This is a genomic window from Cyanothece sp. BG0011 (assembly GCF_003013815.1).
GTDB lineage: Bacteria > Cyanobacteriota > Cyanobacteriia > Cyanobacteriales > Microcystaceae > Crocosphaera.
This window is the reverse complement of record NZ_PRLH01000115.1, coordinates 1-18585: the sequence shown is the minus strand read 5'-3', so window position 1 is coordinate 18585 and position 18585 is coordinate 1. Positions and strand designations below refer to the sequence as shown.

The following is an 18585-nucleotide window of genomic DNA, read 5'->3' as shown; positions in this document are numbered from 1 at the left end:
ATGTATCGGAATAGAAGACTATTTACATTATCAACCTTTAACCGGGGCTGAAAATAGCGCACAAGCACTTTATCGCTATTTCTTTGAAGAAGCTAAGATCCCATCCCATCAATTATTATTACTAACGGATACCTCTCCCTCCCCAGGAAAACGTTCAACTTATCCTAACCGAGATAACATTTTACAATGGATTAATGATAGTTTAATTAAAGTTGAATATTGTTGGTTTTTCTTTCAAGGATACGGTATTAATTATCAAGGAGATGACTACTTACTTCCTATTGATAGTAACTTAAACAGTATTCCCCAAACCGCCATAAAAGTGCGATCGCTTTTTGAAAAATTACAATATAACAGCCAAAACTTACTAATTATTCTAGACTTACAAAACCCTTTAAAAGATGGTAAACTAGGACAAATTACTTTAGACTTAGCTCAGAAAAAAAACATTTCTTTAATTTTTTTCCTGTCGTTCCCCTGTCTATCAAAGCATCAGTGCAGAAAAAAAGTATCTTTATTAGTGCATTAACCGAAGCCTTGCGCTATTATAGTCATCATTTAACCCTTCATAAGCTAGACTGCTACTTAAAAGAAAGATTAAATCCTTCCCATCAAAAGAATTTTCCAGCCATCGCCCTTCCCATTATTATTAGTCCTGAAAAAGTTCGCCATAAACCCCTATTACCCATTTCTAAAAAAGCAAGTCGTCAACCCTCAAGAAAATAAAAATTTATCTTTTAAAATTCAACACAAGTCCCCTCAAACCCCTGAAAAAACAGCCCACAAGCACCCTAATTTTACCTAAAGTACCACCAACCCCTTTTAAGCCCCAACTATCCTTAAATATCCCTCTGACAGAAACTAATAATAAACCCATTTCTACTGCTGTATCTTCTGTCTCTTCAACATCAAAAACAACGACTCAAACCCCACAAAAGTCACCTATTAGAAAATACTTATTATGGATAGGAGGAATATTAGGAATAACAGTCATTTTATGGTGGATGTCTCTGAAAATTCGTCAACATCTTAACACCATTAATTACCAAAAAATACAGGAAAATCAACAATTTTAGACTATGGGAAAATTTCCCTAAGTATGCAGCAAGCATCCCAGTTAAATGAAGCCATTAACTATGCTCGACAAATACAGCCCCATACAGCCCTGTATCAGCAAGCTCAGGTCAAAATTAAGCAATGGAGTCAAATGATCCTAGATATAGCTCAAGGAAGGGCGATTATAGGAGATTTTCAAGGGGCGATCGCAGCCGTTAAACTCGTTCTCCCGATAATCAACAACTAATTGACAATTCCAGGTTTACCGACTGGGGGACCAATAGGTGAAAATAATATTGTTTACAATGATGAATATGTGATTGCAGAATTAGGACAAATCGGTACACAATTCGACGGTTTAGGTCATGTTGGGGTAAATACATCTCAAGGTAATTATTTTTATAATGGAAATTTTTTAGAGGAGTTTGGCACTGCTTACGGGTTAAATCAATTAGGCGTAGAAAAGATAGCCCAAAAGGGTTATGTAACGAGAGGCGTTTTATTAGATATTGCTGGGTATCGAGGGGTTGAACGGTTACCGGTTCCCACAGGAAAGGGTAAAAATGACCCTGGAATTATTACAGTTGATGATATCAAAGGCGCGATTAAAAAAGAAAAAATTTCACCTATTCAACAGGGTAATGTTGTGTTATTTTACACCGGACATGGTAATTATTGGGGTCAAGATTGGGATAGTTTAACAGCAGAAGAAAAAGCTAAAAATACAGAGTTCTTTAATGCAGGGGAACCCGGTCCGGGTATTACCGCTTGTCGTTATTTATCGCAGCAAAAAATTGCTATGGTAGGGTCAGATACTTGGGGAACGGAAGCGGTTCCAGGAGAAGATGCAAACCGTCCTTTTGACTGTCATATTGAATGGATGGTTAAACATGGCATTACTAATATGGAGAATTTAGAGTTAAAGGAATTAGTTGATAATAAAGTTTATGAATTTATGTTTGTTTTTGCTCCTTTAAAAATGAAGGGTGCAACCGGTTCTCCTGGTAATCCTATTGCTATTTATTAAAGTAAAAAAAATCAACAAGATGGATATATTGGACAGAAATATTAATAATTTTAGTATGGCTGAAGAAGTCTCTAACTTCTTTATTATAGATCCATCAATTATAAAAGAAGACAAAAAAGCATTAGATAGAGTCAAAAATAATTTTTTATCGTTACTTGAAGATCCACCATTGTTAGAAAATAGTGTAAAAATGGTTGTGATTTCACCCTTATTAGACTTAGCTGGTTTCTATCAGTCACCTTTACGTATTGAAACAGAAAGCAGCATAGAAATTAAGACAGAAGATGAAGGATTAATGATTAAAGGACGTATTGATGTTTTAGTGATTAAAAATCGTTTATGGTTATTAGTAATTGAATCAAAACGTAGTGATTTTTCTGTTACGACTGCTATTCCCCAAGCATTAGCTTACATGATAGCAAACCCAACGGTAGATCAACCGACTTTCGGGATGATTTGTAATGGTAGTGAATTTTTATTTTTAAAAGCAGTTCACTCTTCTTATATTCTCTATAAAACATCTCGACTATTTTCTCTTTTTAATCCTAATAATGACCTTTATTTAGTGCTTGAACTATTAAAAAGTTTAGGGAGTATTATAGATGCTTAATCAAAATAATTGCTATAATTAGCAAATCAAATAAAACAACAGATATAGAAATGAGTAGTTTTACTATACAAGACTTAGAAACTGTCCAATCTCACTATCCTGACTATCAAATAGAATTAATAGAAGGAGACATTGTTATTATGAGTCCCTCCGGGTTAGAATCTGAAGAAGTAGGCACAGAAATAGTTGCACGTTTACGCAACTGGGTACGTCCGAGAAAGTTAGGCAGAGTTATCGGATCAAGCGCTGGTTTTATCTTACCTAATTCTGATTTACGTGCGCCAGATGTCTCTTTTATTAAAGCAGAAAAATTAAAACGTACTACCGAAAATTATGCCGAAGTTGTTCCCGATTTAATCTTTGAAGTAAAATCGAAAAATGATAGTTTAAAAAAGCTTCGAGAAAAGATAGAAGAGTTCTTAAGTTTAGGGACAATAGTTGGTGTTCTAGTTGATCCTAGACAGCGTATGATAGAAGTATATCGTCTCAATCAAGAAACCATAACCCTTCATGATGGCGACATTTTTACTGTCCCCGAAATACTCCCAGGTTGGGAGTTTCCTGTGGCTGAAATATGGGCCCCAGAGTTTGATTAAGACTTTTGTAAAGGAAAATTTAACCGTTCTCTCTGTTGTAAATATAAGTTAGCGACTTCTCTGGCTAAATTACGAATACGACCAATATAACGGGTTCTTTCGGCGACGGCAATCACTCCCCTTGCATCCAACAAATTAAAAGAATGAGAACATTTTAAAACATAATCTAATCCAGGAAAAACTAACCCGCGATTAATTAATTGCTTAGCTTCTTGTTCATATAACGCAAACAGTTTGAACAATAAATCTGCGTCAGAGGCTTCAAAATTATAGGTGCATTGTTCGACTTCACTTTGCAAGAAAATATCCCCATAATTGATCTGATCATTCCATTGAATTTTAGTGATAGCTTCTACTTCTTGTAGATACATTGCTAAGCGTTCTAAACCATAGGTAATCTCAATAGAAACGGGACGACAATCAATGCCTCCACATTGCTGAAAGTAAGTAAATTGGGTAATTTCCATCCCATCTAACCATACTTCCCAACCCACACCCCAAGCTCCTAGGGTGGGAGATTCCCAGTTATCTTCTACAAAACGAACGTCATGATCTTCGGGTTTAATGCCTAATGCTCTTAATGAGTCTAAATAAATTTCTTGAATGTTATCAGGGGACGGTTTAATTAATACTTGATATTGAAAATAATGTTGAAATCGGTTAGGATTTTCTCCGTAACGGCCATCGGTGGGACGGCGACAGGGTTCGACATAAGCAACCGCCCAGGGTTCAGGCCCGATCGCCCTTAAGAAAGTATGGGGACTCATGGTACCTGCCCCTTTTTCCGTATCGTAGGGCTGAACGATTAAACAACCGCGATCGCTCCAAAATTCGTTAAGTTTAGCAATAATTTCCTGAAAATTAATTGACACCTTCTTTTTGAGTTCCCTAAGTTATTTATTTATCTTTATTCATTTTATTATAGCAAAGAAATGCTAATTATTCTGATAATTCTAGATTTTTTTTAGAATATTTAATTCTTAGGGTCTATCACCAATAATCAATAAAAATAAAGTTTCACCAAAGTTTTAAGGCTGATGAGATAGGTCTAAGTTAACCTGAAAAGTAGAGGGATTCATTAAACATAAAACTAAATGAGATTTTTTAGTCGATTAAGCATTCAATCAAAACTAATGTTAATGTTACTTGCTGTCAGCATTGCATCGATTTTAGTCATTAGTTATGTTGGTTATACCAGTGGCAAAGAAGCCATTTTAGGAAATATATATTATCAAATTACGGAATTAAGAAATTCTCGGGCTAGACAAGTTCAATCTTACTTTAATTATGTTAAAAATCACGCCATCACTTTAGCACAAGATCCCACAGTTATTGAGGCGATGGAGTCTTTAACAGATAGTTTTAACCAATTAGAAAACGAGGAACTTTCTAGCAACATGATCTCTGATCTTTGGCGATTCTATGAAAATGAATTTATTCCTCGCTTGCAAATGAATGTAGATGGAAATCCGACGGTTTTAAGTTACTTTCCTAAACACAATATTGCTCGTTATCTCCAATATTACTATTTAGTAGAAAATCCGTATGATCTTGAAAACAAAAGTCGGTTAGACATGGCAAGAGACGGAAGTCAATACAGTGAAATCCATCAAAACTTTCATAAATATTTTCGGTTAATCACCACAAGATTTGATTATAAAAATCTTTTTCTAATCGATAGTGAAACAGGAAATATTGTCTATAGTGTGCATAAAGACACCGGGTTTGCCACTAGCTTTAAAGATGGTCCCTATGCCTACAGTGGGGCAGCTAATCTATTTGAAACCCTACAAAATAATCGAGAACCAGGAGCCTTTGAGGTTATTGATTTCACCCCTTTTCGTCCTAGTTATGGTCAACCGGTTGCCTTTATTGGTAGTCCAATTTTTAAACAATCAAGTTTAATTGGAATCCTATTACTCCAGTTACCCGTCGATGAAATTAATCGCATTACAACCGGTAATTTTCAATGGAAACAAGATGGACTGGGAAAGACAGGAGAAACAATTTTAGTAGGGTCAGATTATTTAATACGTTCTCAATCTCGTTTCTTAGTTGAAAATCCTGACGACTATTTTAAAGAACTAGAAAAACAAAATTTATCCCAGAGAATAATTGAAAGAATAAAAGCCAACAATAGTCCCATTTTATTACAAGAAATAAAAACGAATTCTATCGAAAAAGCCCTTAAAGGAGAGGAAGGATTAGGGATTTTGGATGATTATCGCGGTGTTCCGTCTTTAGTTGCTTATGCCCCTTTAAAGTTAGCGGATAGTTTAGACTGGGTAATTTTATCAAAAATTTATGTCAATGAAGCCTTTGAACCGATACAAATTTTTGGCAAAAGAGTATTAGTCACCAGTGCTATTTTAGTGCCTATTGTTACTATTTTATCCTTGGTGCTTTCCCGTCGTTTAGTCATGCCAATTTATCGCTTAATTTCAGGGGCAAAAAAAATCACATCAGGAGAAACAAATGTGGTGGTTAATGTACCATCTGATGATGAATTCTGTCAACTTGCTGGAGCCTTTAATAAGATGGCTAGAACCATTGATGAAGAAAAAGAAGCCCTCGCCGAACAAATTAGAAAAAATGATGCACTCCTCTTAAAAACCTTACCAGCACCCATTGTTAAACGACTGAAACAAGGAGAAGAAAAAATTGCTGATAAATTTCCTCATGTCACCGTATTATCAGCCAATATTGTCGGGTTTGATGAGCAATGTGATCTCATGAGTGCCGAAGAAGCAGTGGGACTTTTAAACGATATTGTTAGTGCCTTTGATGATGCAGCGCAACGCCATGATGTAGAAAAAATTAGCACCGTAGGCACGTCTTATTTAGCGGCTAGTGGCTTATTTGTGCCACGATTAGATCGAGATAAAGCCGTGATAGAATTAGGACTAGAAATGTTGAGAATTGTGCGAGCGTTTAGTCAAGAAAAGCATCTAAAATTTGAAATTCGGATCGGTATTTATTCAGGAGAAGTGATTGGCGGATTATTAGGTAAACAAAAATTTATTTATAATTTAATTGGCAATACGGCTAAAGTTGCTCGTTTTCTTATGATTGTGAATTCGGTAGAAGGTAAACCCAATTCTATTCTAATTAGTCAAAATTTATATGAACCCTTGCAAGAATTTTATCAATTTTCTAAAATGGGAGAAATTGATATTCCTGGCCAAGGTAAAATGGCAGTCTGGTTATTAACTGATGGCAGTCATAAAAAATAATATTCAGCCCCTACCGGGTAAACCATTCCCAATACACCTGTCAATTTGTTACAATTTCGGCACAATAGAAATAGACTTATCAATTGCTTAAGGCAATCAACACCATTCACATTTTAGTTTGTCTCATGAGAAAACGTGCATTTTGGGTAACTCTTCTCGTTATTTTTTCCCTTGTGTTCAACTTTTTTGCTTGGACTCCCAATGCCAATGCTTTTACAGAAAATCAAAAGCTACTTTTGCAGTCGTGGCGACTGGTTAATCAATCTTATTTAGATGATAGCTTTAACCACCAAAATTGGTGGTTATTAAGACAAGATTTATTAAAACGTCCTTTAGACGATCGCGAAGAAACCTATGAAACCATCGAGGAAATGTTAGCCAGTCTGGATGAACCTTTTACCCGTTTATTAAGACCGGAACAGTATCATAATTTACAAGTGAGTACCGCCGGAGAATTGTCAGGGGTGGGCTTACAAATTAACATTAATCCTGACACAGGTAACTTAGAAGTGGTTGCCCCCATCGAAGGATCGCCAGCGGAAGCCGTGGGGATCAAAGCCCGCGATCGCATCTTAAAAATTGACGATATCGATACCACCACTCTGACACTCGATGAAGCCGCCACAAAAATGCGTGGACCGAGGGGAACCACCGTATCTTTGACCATTTTACCCTATCAAAAAGAATCAGACGTACGAGATGTCAAAATTGTTCGCGATCGCATTTCTTTGAGTCCAGTGACTGCTAGTTTAAATCAACCCACCCCTAACCTTCCTATTGGTTATATTCGCTTGAATCAATTCAGTGCCAATGCGGCCCAAGAAATGGCCGAAGCTATTAATAATTTAGAAAAAGAAGGAGCGCAAGGTTATATTTTAGACCTGAGAAATAATCCCGGTGGACTATTACAAGCGGGGATACAAGTTGCCCGTTTATGGATGGATCAAGGGACCATTGTTTATACAGTTAATCGTCAAGGGGTACAAGATAGTTTTACCGCATCAGGAACTGCATTAACCGACGATCCTTTAGTCTTATTAGTCAATCAAGGAACCGCCAGTGCCAGTGAGATTTTAGCCGGTGCGTTAAAAGACAATGGACGGGCAACCTTAGTGGGAGAAAAAACCTTTGGTAAGGGGTTAATTCAATCCTTATTTGAGTTACCAGATGGTGCCGGTTTAGCCATTACCGTGGCCAAGTATGAAACCCCCAGTCATAGCGATATTCATAAGTTAGGAATTGAACCGGATAAACTTGTTGTTCAAGAGCCAATTTCCTATCAACAAATTGGCACAAAAGATGATTTACAATATGAAGCTGCTATCGAACTTTTAACTGGTAACTCTGTGTTAGCCAATGCCGGTTAATTTCAATTATCAGTGAACAGTTATCAGTGACCCGTTATCATTTAAACTATCCACTGATAGCTGTTCTTTTTGTCATATTATTGGTTCAGATTGATTCACAAAAGATGAAAATTGCTACTTGGAACGTTAATTCGATTCGCACTAGAAAGCCCCATGTTATTGACTGGTTAACCAATAATTCAATTGATGTTCTCTGTTTACAAGAAACCAAAGTCATTGATAAAGATTTTCCGAAAGAACCCTTTGAAGAATTGGGTTATCATGTTTATATTTATGGGCAAAAAGCTTATAATGGGGTGGCTATTTTTAGCCGTCAACCCATGACCGATATGATAACAGGATTTACCCCTATCGTGGGAGAAGAAATTGCTCAAGGGTTTGATGAACAAAAACGGGTGATTTCAGGGGTTATTGATGACATTCGTATTATTAACTTATACGTTCCCAATGGGGCATCTGTGGGCAGTGAAAAATATGAATATAAGTTACAATGGTTTCAAGTTTTAAAAGCTTATTTAGATAATTTAGTCAAAAAAGAATCCCATGAACTCTGTATTTGTGGAGACTTTAATATTGCCTTAGAAGATAAAGATATTTATAATCCTAAGCAGAAAGAAAATCATATTATGTCTTCTCCTTTAGAAAGAGAAGCTTTACAAAACATATTAGAAATTGGTTTAAAAGATGCTTTTAGAAAATTTACCACAGAAGGGGGACATTTTAGCTGGTGGGACTATCGATCAGGGGGATTTCAACGGAATCGTGGCTGGCGTATTGATCATCTTTATCTTACCAATCAATTGTACGAACAAGCAATTAATTGTACAATAGATATAGAACCCAGAAAACAAGAAAGACCCAGCGATCATACACCAGTTGTTCTGGAAATTTAAGCTAAACTTATTAATAAAAATATGACTAAAAAACGCCCCATTGCTGTGGATTTGTTTGCTGGCGTTGGGGGTATGACATTAGGCTTTGAACAAGGGGGGTTTGATGTATTAGCTGCTGTAGAAATTGATCCGGTTCACTGTCTGATTCATCATTATAATTTTCCCTTTTGGACAACCATTTGTGCTTCAGTCACCCTGATAACTGCTAAACAGATTAGAGAGTTATCAACCATTAAAAATAAACCCATTGACGTGGTTTTTGGTGGTCCCCCTTGCCAGGGTTTTTCCTTAATGGGAAAGCGGAGTTTAGACGATGATCGCAATTTTTTGGTTAAGCATTTTATTCGCTTAGTCTTAGAGTTACAACCGAAATATTTTGTCATGGAAAATGTTCCAGGAATGGCCATGGGTGAACATCAAAACGTTTTAAAAGAAATTTTTGACGAGTTTGCTAAAAATCATTATCAAGTTAACACAGAATATAAAATTTTAAATGCTGCTAATTATGGAGTTCCTCAACTCAGAAAAAGACTTTTTTTAATGGGAGCCAAACAAGGATTAAAATTACCCAATTATCCCAATATTGTGACCAAATATAATCAAGAAGATAACTTATTGCTTCCGCCAACACCAACGGTAAAAGATGCTATTCAAGATTTACCAGAAGTCAATTATTATCCAGAATTACAGGATAAAGATTGGGTAATGGCTAACTATGGAAAACCGAGTCATTATGTTAAGATGCTCAGAAATTTATCTAAGGTCATGGATGATTATTCTTACCCACGAAACTATAATAAAACCCTGTTAACCGCTAGTTTAAGAACCAACCATACACAAACATCCATAGACAGATTTAAGAATACCCCTCAAGGAAAAATTGAACCGGTTAGCCGATTTTTAAAGTTGCATCCTGACGGTTTATGTAATACCTTAAGAGCAGGGACACCGAGTAATCGTGGCGCTCATACATCTCCTCGTCCCATTCATCCGTTTACCCCTAGATGTATTACGGTTAGAGAAGCTGCCAGACTCCATTCATATCCTGATTGGTTTCGATTTCATGTGACAAAATGGCATGGGTTTCGACAAATTGGTAACTCCGTTCCTCCTTTATTAGCCAAAGCAGTTGCCCAAGAAATTATCAAAGTGCTTGACATTTCACCCATTAAACCAACCACTCAATATTCATTAGAAAAAGAAGACTTATTAAGTTTTAGTTTATCTCAAGCAGCTAACTATTATAACGTCAGTTCCGATGTGATTGGTAAACGAATTAGAGACAAAAGCAATTATAAAAAATCCTCACAGTTAAGTCTTTAAACAAACTTTTATTTTTTTCCCTGTACTTAGTCTTGGCCAAATAACCATCGAAACATTGTTTTTAAATAAGATAAAAATCTTTTACCCCTTGACTTCAAGTGAGACTGACTAAATAGTTTATTTAACGTATCTTTGTTGAAAATCATAACACCAATATGACTATCTCCCTGTCCATAAAAACCGTATAAACCCTCTTCTTTATTCACCAATGCAGTGGTATAGTGAACCCCCGGATGTCTGCCTTTTTCTTCCCCTCCCATTTGTAGGGGTTTAGGTATGATATTAGTGGGTAATAATGTTTGTTTACTAATTAAAACCCCATATTGTAAATAGGTGCGATTTCTCGGTTCATGTTTGGGGTCTAAAAAATCATGGATAAATAAAATATAATGGTCTTTATCCCAAGAAATAATATTACTACTATTACCAATAAATTTTCCTTTATTATACCAAGGATAATCAAAATTAGCTTCTAAAAATTTTTCGGTTTTCCCCGATGCTATATCTATTTTTAATAATAGATAGGGTTGAAAAGAATAGAGACACATTAAAGAATCTTCATGAACAAAAAAACTCCAATTTTTTTCCTCAGCAAATCCCTTAAAAGGCGGCTCTAAAATACACCGTAAATTAATAGTTTTTTTCTCTAAATTAATTTCTGAAATTCCGGGACGAGAGCGAATTATATAGTTTTTAGAATCAATCAGTTGATACACACTGTGGTTACTATAAAGTTTACCTTGATATTCAAACAAACGCCAATCTTCCGGTCGACTATTGGGGGGTAAACTGGGATAAGTCAGAGGGAAACTTTTTTTAAGGGTTAAATCATGGTTTAAAACACACCAGAAAGGGGTTGCTTGATGAGCTAAAAAATCCCCATACCAGACAGTATCATGGGGTTCCCCACGACAAAGGAGATGAAATTCATTATTGTTATATAAAGCTCCTGGATTAATAATACTACAAGCACTGTCGGTTCCTAATTGACCGGCGGTGATAATGGTTTTTTTAGCCCTAATTAAACTCGGATAAGTGTAACATAGAGCTAATTGTTTCATTTGTTCGTAAAGTTTATCTTCATCGATTTGAAGATTCAATTGAGATAGGGATGATAGGGGCCTTCGACCATGATATCCATGATAGCCTCCTTCAATGATACTCATATTAGATTAAAACGAGAATAAAGCCATATTGCTCTGCAAAAAACACTCATTTAGCTATCATAAGGTTTTGTTTTTTTCCAATGAGAAAAAGCTGAAATTCATAACCTTTTCAAACTATCACAAACTCGGTCACCATTTCAGCTTAAAAAGTCTAGAAAAGAGTTGAATAATTATTATAATTAGCAGGGTTTGTCGAAAAAGTCTAAAAAGTTCAAACCCACGGATAAGATAGATTTTCATTAAATAGAATCTCCATAGCCAAACCGTTCGATATCAAGAGAAGAATGGTGATAGACAATCTCTTTCATTTTGTCTGTATAAACTTGATCATAAGGTTGATGATTGGTGGCACCGTGATGAATTAAATCAAGTTTAGGTAAGCCAACTTTCTCACAGACAATATGAAAATCTTCCTGTAAATTTTCGTATTTTCCGACAAAATCAACTAAGATTTCACCCTCACCATTTTCTTTGCCTTTCCAACTATCCGTTAAATAACTGGTTTGCAGATTCTCCAAATCATACCAAAAATACATGATATGTTTGGTCTCTAATTCCTCAAGTTGCAGTTGCCATTTTTCGTCAGGTTCATGTCTACATTCTCCCATAGCTAGAATAAAGTCTTCAAAGTCTTTATATTGGTTCCAAGGATGATATAAATGAGGGTAGACTTCTGGGTTTGTATATTCTGGATATTGAGTATACATCGAATACAAAGACAAAATCATGTCTAAAGGATTACGCACAAAAGCAAAGGTAAAGTAATCATTCCAGATTTTTTCCCCGATATATTCTTTCATATATCTAGCCCAGATATGTTTCCACCACTCCCCTTCTGGATTTTTTTCTGTTTCTTCAAAATCCATATTCAGGTAGTCACATAACACCTTCTCAATACTGGTTCCTCCGGTTTTTCCGATGTGAATAAAAATGAATTTGTACTCGTGGGAAATAAGCATGATTAATGATTAGTTACTCCTCTGTTAATTAACTTAAGTATTTCTCAATTAAATCACCATATTTTTTAGTAAAAAAGTCTTCAATCGCCTCGATAATTTCTGGGTCACTATCGTTTTGATGAAACTTAAAATCATAGAGATTATTTTGAGTGTGGGACTTATGTTGAGTGTCATAAATTCCAATGGATTTTTGACGATGATAGTCTAAATCAAACGTGCTTAAATCGTAAGGTAATTCTAGGAAATCTAAAATCCTAGTGACCCCCGACATATCACTAACAATTTCAGGATAGTAAACCAGTAATTTTTGACCCGAAAATTCATCGTAAGCTTTGAGATTTTCAAAGTATTGATTAAAATCAAATACATCACCATTTCTAATTTTTTCTGCCTTAAGATTGGTGATATTTTTTCCTTTGGCCGCCCGTAAAAAAGATTCTCGATAATCTCTTAAAACTAAGACAACCTTTTGATGTAACGGTTTGCCGTGGTCATCATAAAAAGGACAAAAACAAGAATCTGGCCCCTCTGAATATTTCACATAATGGCTACGATAAACCGCTAATTCCCCTTCTTTAACCAGTTTCGTTTTACCGGCGGTACGGAGTCCCGTAAAATGTTCAATGCAATAACGAACCCAGTTGAACCCACTAGCCGGGTAAGATAAAATAATTCCTTTTCTTGAATCAATTCCTTTCATAGTTCCAAATGGTGAGTTTTTTCCTTTGTCTAGTCGATATTGTGCAAATAACCCATTGAGGTGATCTTTATTAAAAACCACAATGCCGGTATGGGTATCTCCTTGTCCATAAAATCCATATAAACCCTCTTCTCGGTTGACTAATGCACTGGTGTAATGCACCCCTGGGTGTCTTCCCGGTTCATCTCCTCCCATCATTAAAGGACGGGGTATGATACTGATAGGAAGCAAAGTATCTTTACTGATTAACGTTCCGTATTGCATATATGCACGGTTGCGCTGTTCGTGTTTCGGTTCGAGGAAGTCATGAATAAACATGATGTAATGTTCATCATCCCAAGACACTAAGTTTGTACTGTTCCCCACAAATTTTCCTTTGTCGTACCATTGATAATTAGGATGGGCTTCTAATATTTTGGAGGTTGTTCCTCGTTTTAGGTCAATTTCTAAAATGATATAGGGATTAAAGGAATAAATGCACATCAAAGCATCGTTATGGACGAAGAAACTCCAGTTTTTTTCCTCTGATGACGGTTCAAAGGGAGGTTCTAACATCCAGCGCAGGGTTAACGTGCGGTTGTGCAGATCAATTTCTGAGATTCCTGGCCGAGAATGGACAATCCACTGTTCACGATCAATCATAATATAAATACTATGATTGGTGTACAGTTTCCCTTCATATTCAAACAAACGCCAATCTTCTGGCCGACTGTTGGGGGGTAAGTCTGGATAACGCAATAAAAAGCTATTTTTTACCCTTAAATCCTCATCTAAGATACACCATAAGGGACTGGCTTGATGCACTAAAAAATCCCCAAACCATACCGTTTCGTCGGCTTCTCCACGACATAATAGTTGAAATGTCCCTTCTCGATATAAAACCCCTGGATTAATAATACTGTAGGTACTATGGTGTCCTAATTGACCTGCCGCAATGATTTGTTTTTGGGTTTGAATTAACCCATCACAACCATGACTAAGAGATAAATATCTCATGTGTTTATAGGTTTGATCATCCTCGGCTTCATAGTTTGATGGCGGCAAATAAGGAATGGCTCGGCCATTTTGATGACCGTTTAAGAAACTATTCATTCTCTTTATTGGTCTGTCACATCCTATCATTTAATTTTCTAACATATACTCCTTAAAGCAATAATTATTATTCGATCTTGTAATTGAATTACTAACCGATTTATCAAGAAAAATCTCGAAAGCTTCTTGATAAACCTATAGATTAGCAGAGTTTTTCATCTTTGTTATTGCCTTAAATCATTGTTCCTAGTCAATAATAGCACGGTATTGAGTTTTAAAACAATCTTATCAATAACATTTTGATATTTTTTAAAAATCATTTTCAAGAGACTTTTTATGCTTTTTATACTTTTTATACTTTTGAGTGATTTGTAAAAAAATTAAAAAATATTGAGAGTTTATTTTTATAAAAAATAGATGATAAAATGTTTTGGAATTCAATTGAAACGAATAAAAAAATTGAACGGTTCATTGGTTTCAAGGGACATTAGGGCGTTCATCTTGGCCGTTTCTTATTCGAGCGATCGCTGGCCTCAACCAAACAGCGATCGCCCCTTGAATCACTCAATAATTTTGGAGAAAGAATCATGAAACGAAACCTTTTGAGAAGCCTTCAGGTAATACTGATGGCCGTTGTCTTGATGTTAATGACGGTGGGGCAACCGGCCATGGCCCAAACAACTCCTGGCCTGACCTATGGAACCAATTACCATTTGTTTGATCAGTGGGACTTAGGCGGAACCAATAAGGGAGGCTATTTAGATGTTAGAGGAACAGGATGTGAGGGCAATGTTCTTTGTGTCTCAACCGCCACCACTCCCACCAGAGACGGAAATAGTGGGACCTGGAAAATCCTTTCGGCCACGGGCAAACCCCTTGGCAGTCCTGTTTTATACAACGAAAAAGTTTACTTGCAGAATGGATTCGACGGTAGCTATTTAGACACCAGAGGAGCAAAATGTGAAAACAATGCCCTTTGTGTCTCAACGGCGACAACTCCCACCAGAGACCAAAATAGTGGGACGTGGACTGTTCTTTCTGTCACAGGGAAACAAGCAGGAACCCCTGTGCAATTTAATGACGACATCTACTTACAAAATGGATTCGATGGTAGCTATTTAGATGTTAGCTACAGTGGATGTGAAAGCAATTACCTTTGTGTTTCAACGGCTGCGACCAAAACAGCAAGAGGTCATAAAACCACTCAATGGCGAGTTATCTATAAAGAACCCCCTGTGGCGGTTACACCACCAACACCACCAGGGGAACTCAAACCGGGGTGTAAAATATCCTTACAAGCTGATTCGGGGCAGTGGTTTAGTCGTTGTGCGGGTTGTCAGCAAACTGTCAATAATCTTCGTGACACCGTTACCACTCATGTTAATTCATCAAACCTCGGTGCGGCCTCCCAGTTTGAAGTGGTAGATGCAGGAAATGGCAAGATTTCCCTCAAAGCCGATACAGGTAAATATGTGGCCAGATGCCAAGGCTGTATTAAAGAGGGTACGGTGAGAGATTTTTTAACCATCCACGTCAGCGACCCTTCCATCGCACCCGCCCAGTTTACCCCTCAGTTGTTATCCAATGGTAAATATACCCTCAAAGCAGATACGGGTAAGTATGTGGCCAGATGTCAGGGCTGTTCTCCCACTGCCAAGGTGGACACAGTAGCGGTTCATGTTACTGACCCCAATAATGCGGCAGCCCAATGGAACATTGTGAGTGACTGTCCCGAACCGCCTGTAACCGTTAATCCCTGTGACCCCAATCAGCCCATATCTGGGGCATTTAGTACCATCCGGATCGGTGATTTTGATGGCTTTGGTTTTGAAGAGGGGACAGGGTTAAAATCTGCTGCTGGTGGTTCGATTAATGTGGATGGTTCCGGTCTATTGTCCACTAAAGATTATCTCCCCGACTTCAATGGAGATGGAAAAATCAGTAACCGTGATGCGGGTGATCCCTTTGATAACCGTTCTGATGCTGAAGTGACAGGCACTTTCCTTACCGGTGACGGCTTTGAAGATATGGGTAGTGAGGGTTCAGATTATACCGATCTTTCCTTGGGTAAAGTGTTCGCTTATAAGACTTCTTCAACTTATGGCCGTCCTTTCCCCGATGGTGATGCCAAAACCTTACCTAATACTCCTGGGTTTAAGTTCCGCTTCAAAGTAGCTAAGGAAAAATTACCCCAAGGTACACCGTTATTCTTAAATGTCATCTTTGGGGACTATGATGTTGAACCCGTGGTGGTCATTCTCAAAACCGCTAACGGTAATACCCTCAAAAAAGAACTAACCGCTTCTGCTAAAGGCACTAACGACGGGATTATTCAATCCGCTTATGGCACGTTAGACTTCTCTGACGTATTTACCGACGGTGATAGCAGTGGAGAACCAGGCTATTGGGTAGGTTCTTTGGATGTGGATTTTGATGCCCCCACAGAACCCTATTTATCCTTTGATTTCGCTGAAATTGGTACCAAACAAATTCCCTTGACTCCTTGTCCTGGATCTTAAATCAATCGGCGATCGCTTTTTTAAAAGAGGCGATCGCTTCAGTGAATAACTTAACTATTTTGGAGAATTAATCATGAAACAAAATGTTTTCAGAAGCCTTCAGGTCATCCTGATGGCAGTTGCATTAATGTTGATGATGGTGGGGCAACCGGCCATGGCCCAAACCCATCCTTCTCATAACAGCTTCTTAAATGATTACACGGTAGCCGTAGGCACAGCCACTGCTAAGGCACAAAAGAGTAATTATGCACCGAATGAGCAGATCATCGTGGAATATTCAGGGTTTCCTGGGAATGCCAGAGACTGGATTACCATTACCCCTGCCACTCGACCCGACAACAGTTATGGTCAATATTTTTACACTCAAGGCAAACAGAATGGAACCTACACCTTTAATGGTCTTCCGGCGGGGGATTATCAAGTCAGAGGTTATTTTAACTGGTCTGCTGGCGGTTACAATGTTCAAACTCGGTCTAATTTTACCGTTGGTGGAACGGCAGTGATCCCTCCCACAACGGAACCAGACGTTTGTTTAGAAGGGGTTCAAGCTACCCTCATTGACTTCAACACAGCAGAACCCCTAAATGGAGCCGTTAACCCTATTTCCAGTGGTGGTGTCACCGTTTCCTTTGAAGGACTCAAAGTCTTGGAAGTGGGTACGTCTCAAGGGGGATTTGGGGGTCAAGCCGGGCCAAACCAAGTAATTGCCTCAGATCAAGCCAATTTTAATGGTCGCTTTTTAACCGAACCGGGTGGCAGAGGCGCTTATCGGCCCACTAACTATCGCCGGGCCATTACATTTAGTGAGCCTGTCAATCATCTCTGCTTGTACATGGCTGATGTTGATTCAGGTCAAGGGATTAATGTCAAAGTTTCTAATGCTAAAGGAGAAAGTCTTTATAGCAAAGCCTTTCCCAGTTCCACCGGTGCAGAGGCGGCCTTGACTAAGTTAGATTTGAGTCAGCTTGAAGGCATCAAAACCATTGAGATGATTGGGGATGATCCCATAGGGATTGATAATTTAATCTTTGCATCTATTGAAACTAAACCAGAACCCACACCGGAACCCACGACCCCTGATTGTTCCCAAGATAATTTAATTAAGAATGGTAGTTTTGAATTAGGACAAGAATTTACTAGCAACTTTATTCGCTTGCCTGTGGGTTCAACGAAAATCACTAACTGGGTTGTAACCGGTGCTGATGTTGATTATTTGCGGGACCGAGAAGCGACAGACGGACGTAAGAGTATTGACCTAGATGGTAATATTGGCTCCGCCGGAGGCGTTGAACAAACCTTTAGTACCGTTCCTGGTCAAACCTATCAAGTAAGTTTCGACTTAGCAGGTAATACCGGATCGGGTCCGACGATCAAGAAACTAAAAGTTTCTGCGGCAGGAGAATCGAAAGATTTTACCTTTGATATTACTGGGAAGTCTTTCTCTAACATGGGATATGAAGGTAAAACCTGGACATTTACTGCCAAAGAGCCTACTACAACCTTAACGTTTCTCAGTCAAGATGATAGTGGTTGGGGTCCTGTGATCGATAATGTGGCTGTTGTTTCCAATTGCGATCAAATAACCCCTGAACCTAATCCCTGTGACCCCAATCAACCCATTCCTGGAGCCTTTAGTACCATTCGTATTGGTGATTTTGATGGTTTTGGCTTTGGTGATGGAAAAGGGTTAAAATCAGCGTCTAGTGATGAGATTAATGTTGATGGTGTGGGCATTTTGTCTACCCAAGATTTTCTCCCTGACTTGAATGGAGATGGTAAGTTTAGTAACCGTGACGGCGGTGATCCCTTTGATAATCGTTCTGAGGCTGAAGTTACAGGTACTTCCCTGACGGGTGACGGTTATGAAGATACCGGTAGCACTGGCTCTGATTATACTGATGTCTTCTTAGGGAAGGCCTTCGCTTATCAGGGTTCTCCGACTTATGGCCATTCCTTCCCTGATGGTGATCCCACAACTTTACCCAACACCCCTGGCTTTAAGTTCCGCTTTAAGGTGGCTAAGGAGAAACTGCCTCAAGGAACCCCTTTATTCTTAAATGTGGTACTTGGAGACTTTGATGTTGAACCGGTTCGAGTGATCCTC

At 37.9% G+C, this 18585-nt stretch carries 16 protein-coding genes; 12 read left to right on the top strand and 4 right to left on the bottom strand.

Annotated features, from left to right (window positions below; translation table 11 throughout):
- The 6 genes from C4E06_RS28000 to C4E06_RS15220 form a co-directional block, all read left to right on the top strand.
- A partial coding sequence (locus tag C4E06_RS28000) for a caspase family protein (protein ID WP_198648710.1) occupies positions 1–529 on the top strand: 529 nt, incomplete at its 5' end.
- Entirely contained in the window at positions 496–726 is a 231-nt protein-coding gene (locus C4E06_RS27995) for a hypothetical protein (protein ID WP_198648709.1), read from the top strand. The genes C4E06_RS28000 and C4E06_RS27995, both read left to right, overlap by 34 nt.
- A gap of 373 nt (positions 727–1099) precedes the next feature.
- Positions 1100–1303 carry a hypothetical protein gene (locus tag C4E06_RS27990; RefSeq protein ID WP_198648708.1) on the top strand — a complete coding sequence of 68 codons (204 nt, stop codon included), beginning with the start codon at positions 1100–1102 and terminating at the stop codon, positions 1301–1303.
- Positions 1304–2083 carry a cyclase family protein gene (locus C4E06_RS15230; RefSeq protein WP_107668845.1) on the top strand — a complete coding sequence of 260 codons (780 nt, stop codon included), beginning with the start codon at positions 1304–1306 and terminating at the stop codon, positions 2081–2083.
- A 55-nt stretch (positions 2084–2138) separates the two neighbouring features.
- On the top strand, positions 2139–2693 hold the full coding sequence (locus C4E06_RS15225; RefSeq protein WP_232826260.1) for a type I restriction endonuclease: 555 nt from the start codon (positions 2139–2141) through the stop codon (positions 2691–2693).
- A 50-nt stretch (positions 2694–2743) separates the two neighbouring features.
- Positions 2744–3289, top strand: coding sequence for a Uma2 family endonuclease (locus C4E06_RS15220; protein WP_107668843.1), 546 nt, complete (start codon positions 2744–2746; stop codon positions 3287–3289).
- Here C4E06_RS15220 and glyQ read toward each other — a convergent pair.
- Positions 3286–4161, bottom strand: coding sequence for a glycine--tRNA ligase subunit alpha (gene glyQ, locus C4E06_RS15215; RefSeq protein WP_107668842.1), 876 nt, complete (start codon positions 4159–4161; stop codon positions 3286–3288). The two genes, C4E06_RS15220 and glyQ, sit on opposite strands and share 4 nt — an antisense overlap.
- Positions 4162–4422: 261 nt before the next feature.
- Between glyQ and C4E06_RS15210 the strand changes: the two genes are divergently transcribed.
- From C4E06_RS15210 to dcm, 4 genes are all read left to right on the top strand, one after another.
- Positions 4423–6522, top strand: coding sequence for an adenylate/guanylate cyclase domain-containing protein (locus tag C4E06_RS15210; protein WP_198648707.1), 2100 nt, complete (start codon positions 4423–4425; stop codon positions 6520–6522).
- A 125-nt stretch (positions 6523–6647) separates the two neighbouring features.
- Positions 6648–7889 carry a carboxyl-terminal processing protease CtpA gene (gene ctpA, locus C4E06_RS15205; RefSeq protein WP_107668841.1) on the top strand — a complete coding sequence of 414 codons (1242 nt, stop codon included), beginning with the start codon at positions 6648–6650 and terminating at the stop codon, positions 7887–7889.
- Positions 7890–7993: 104 nt separating this feature from the next.
- Positions 7994–8782 carry an exodeoxyribonuclease III gene (gene xth, locus C4E06_RS15200; protein WP_107668847.1) on the top strand — a complete coding sequence of 263 codons (789 nt, stop codon included), beginning with the start codon at positions 7994–7996 and terminating at the stop codon, positions 8780–8782.
- Positions 8783–8803: 21 nt separating this feature from the next.
- Positions 8804–10105 carry a DNA (cytosine-5-)-methyltransferase gene (gene dcm / locus C4E06_RS15195; protein ID WP_107668840.1) on the top strand — a complete coding sequence of 434 codons (1302 nt, stop codon included), beginning with the start codon at positions 8804–8806 and terminating at the stop codon, positions 10103–10105.
- A gap of 26 nt (positions 10106–10131) precedes the next feature.
- Here dcm and C4E06_RS15190 read toward each other — a convergent pair whose 3' ends face one another.
- From C4E06_RS15190 to C4E06_RS15180, 3 genes are all read right to left on the bottom strand, one after another.
- Complete coding sequence (locus tag C4E06_RS15190) at positions 10132–11271, bottom strand: hypothetical protein (protein WP_107668839.1); 1140 nt, start codon at positions 11269–11271, stop codon at positions 10132–10134.
- A 239-nt stretch (positions 11272–11510) separates the two neighbouring features.
- Entirely contained in the window at positions 11511–12230 is a 720-nt protein-coding gene (locus C4E06_RS15185; protein WP_107668838.1) for a sulfotransferase family 2 domain-containing protein, read from the bottom strand.
- Between the two features lie 28 nt (positions 12231–12258).
- Entirely contained in the window at positions 12259–14022 is a 1764-nt protein-coding gene (locus C4E06_RS15180; RefSeq protein ID WP_107668837.1) for a hypothetical protein, read from the bottom strand.
- Positions 14023–14549: 527 nt separating this feature from the next.
- On the opposite strand from C4E06_RS15180, the gene C4E06_RS15175 reads away from it, so the two are divergent.
- Positions 14550–16481, top strand: coding sequence for a hypothetical protein (locus C4E06_RS15175; RefSeq protein WP_157951162.1), 1932 nt, complete (start codon positions 14550–14552; stop codon positions 16479–16481).
- A gap of 73 nt (positions 16482–16554) precedes the next feature.
- A partial coding sequence (locus C4E06_RS27985; protein ID WP_198648706.1) for a choice-of-anchor C family protein occupies positions 16555–18585 on the top strand: 2031 nt, incomplete at its 3' end.